Source organism: Nocardia sp. NPDC004260 (assembly GCF_053603155.1).
Genome location: NZ_JBSGEZ010000232.1, coordinates 1 through 2,255 on the forward strand (window position 1 = coordinate 1; position 2,255 = coordinate 2,255).

The following is a 2,255-nucleotide window of genomic DNA, read 5'->3' on the forward strand; positions in this document are numbered from 1 at the left end:
GGCGCGCCAGGTCGTACGTCCTCGCTGCGCTGCGGGCGCTCCACCTGGCACACCGAGGCCTGGCGCGCGCCCCCTGCTCCAGGCCGACCGAAGGAACACACCGACACCCAGCCCCCTCCCTGTCGCAGGCCCGCGCCGCCGAACCACCTCGCGGCCTGCCGGCCGCGCACGGGGGCGCCGCCCCCGAAACCCCCGCTCCTCGCCGGAGGGGCAGGCACTCCCAAAGGCCACAAAAAACATCGGGTGAACAGCAGAAACAAGAGAAGAAGAATGTGCCGATCACCACACCCGGAACCCTCCCCAGAAATGCGTGATATGCGTGACAAACTGCTAAAATAGAGTCAGGCGAGAGAGACCGGGACCACCAGGGAACCGACCGCCACACACCCAGAAAGGCCCCAGCGTTGACCACCACACTCGAGCGGCTGACCGCCGGAGACCTGATCGCCGCCATCCCGGCGATGCTCCGGTACTACCCCGAGAACTGCCTGTGCCTGATCTTCACCAAGCACGGACATATCGACATGGTGATCCCGGCCGCGATCGACCAGGACCGCGCCGAATTCGCCGCGCACATCGCCCGCGTGGCCTACGACGCCGAGATGGAAACCGCCCGAATCGTCGTGCTCGCCCACCCCGACCGCACCAGCGCGGGCCTGGCGTTCGCCGACATCGTGCGCGATCGGCTCGAAGCCCGCGCCATCCCCGTACTGTCGCGCGCCCACGCCTGTCACATCGCGCCGGGCAAGATATGGACCGATCTCGACAACCAGGGCGGCGGAGTCCTCCCCGACCCGGCCACCACCGCCGCCACCGTCGCCGTCGTCGCCCGAGGACACCGCATCCTCGAAGCCCGCGCCGACATCGCTGCCCGCTACATCCCCACCGCCACACCGGATTTCATCACCCGCCGCACGGCTGCCATTCACAGCAACCGGCCCGGATTCGCCGCCGCAGTCCTGCGCGAACTCGCCGACCGCATCGCCGTCAACGGCTACCCCGGCCCCGCCCTGGCCGCGCGCGTGAGCATCGTGGCCACACTCGACCCCGCCGCGCGTGACGCCCTGCTCGGCCTCGGCCTGATCGACCTCGACGCCGCCGCATCGATCTATATCGACATCGCCAACCAGCTGCGCGCCCTGCCCCGCGCGCACCTGCTCGCCGCCGCCGCGACCCTCTACTACGTCACCGGCCAGGGCGTCGCCTCCTACGAGGCCATCAGTCACGCCAAGACCGCCGCCCGCGCCGCCAGGGCCGAAAACCTGTCCCTGATCAACTTCGTGACCACCGCCCACGCGCGCGCATTCCGGCCCGACCTCATCCGCCGCTTTCTCGCGGCCGGACAAATCGCCGCCGAGAAATTCGGAATAGCCGTCCCCGACTACACCGGATAGCCCGGAGCCTGCGCAATTCTCGGAGTGGCCGGCATCACAGCTCAGTAAATTGCGTGAGATGCGTGCAATGCGTAAGATTTAATAACAGAGGGAGCGGGAAGGGAAACCGGACCGCAACCCAGCTCCTTGAGAACTCCATAGCGTGAAACCCGAGATCACAGCGGGATCGAAAGCCGCAACAGCCCGGCCGATTCCGCACCGGGGCGCACAATGCCCCGGCTGATTTCCGAACGGCAACCGACCTTTATAAGGAAGACGCACGGAAATGAGAACAGTCATCAAGGCGCGTGACCTGAAAACCGGTGACCGCGTGAGACTCGCCCCGCAATCCTGGGGACCGGCGGAAATTCTCACCGAACCCAAAAAATACGAGTCTTACTTGTACATCACTTATAAGCGCCTCGAAACCGGAGCGTGCGGAAACTCCTACATCGCACCGGATATGGAAATCGAGGTGGCATGAGCGACAGCGACATAATCCGCGCCTGTGGATTTGCACCGATTGCGTCATGGTGCTCGGACGGGGCGCGCAGTCCGCCGAGGAAACAGCGGCGGCCGAGCGCATGTCGGAGTACTGGCCCGACCACGTACTCACCGAGACCGGCGACGAAGGAGGTTTCAGCCACTCGCGCTGCGACGGCTGCGAAGCCCCCGGCGGGCGCACGCTCCACCCCGCCACCGCCATCCCGCACAGCCATTTCGGCAGCGCCTGCAAGACCGGAACCACATAGCGGCACAACCAGTGCCACCGGAAAGAAGGGAACCCATGAGACACCTTCTGTCAACCTCAGGCGGCGAGTGCGCGTTGGCGGTTGCTGACGTGGGTTTCTTCGTTGTAGGCGGTGCCGCGGGTCAGGCAGT

3 protein-coding genes are annotated in these 2,255 nt (G+C 66.1%); all 3 read left to right on the forward strand.

The features are described 5' to 3' along the window. Positions 1-404: 404 nt before the first annotated feature. The 3 genes from ACWEO7_RS39245 (at position 405) to ACWEO7_RS39255 (ending at position 2,125) form a co-directional block, all read left to right on the forward strand. Positions 405-1,394 (forward strand): DUF4192 family protein, encoded by a 990-nt coding sequence (locus ACWEO7_RS39245; protein ID WP_452430888.1) that lies wholly within the window; start codon positions 405-407, stop codon positions 1,392-1,394. A gap of 265 nt (positions 1,395-1,659) precedes the next feature. After that, the gene (locus ACWEO7_RS39250) at positions 1,660-1,857 is read left to right on the forward strand and encodes a hypothetical protein (RefSeq protein WP_452430890.1); all 198 of its coding nucleotides are present in this window, start codon (positions 1,660-1,662) and stop codon (positions 1,855-1,857) included. Positions 1,858-1,903: 46 nt separating this feature from the next. Further along, positions 1,904-2,125, forward strand: a complete 222-nt coding sequence (locus ACWEO7_RS39255; RefSeq protein ID WP_452430891.1) for a hypothetical protein — start codon at positions 1,904-1,906, stop codon at positions 2,123-2,125. The last annotated feature ends 130 nt before the right edge of the window (positions 2,126-2,255 follow it).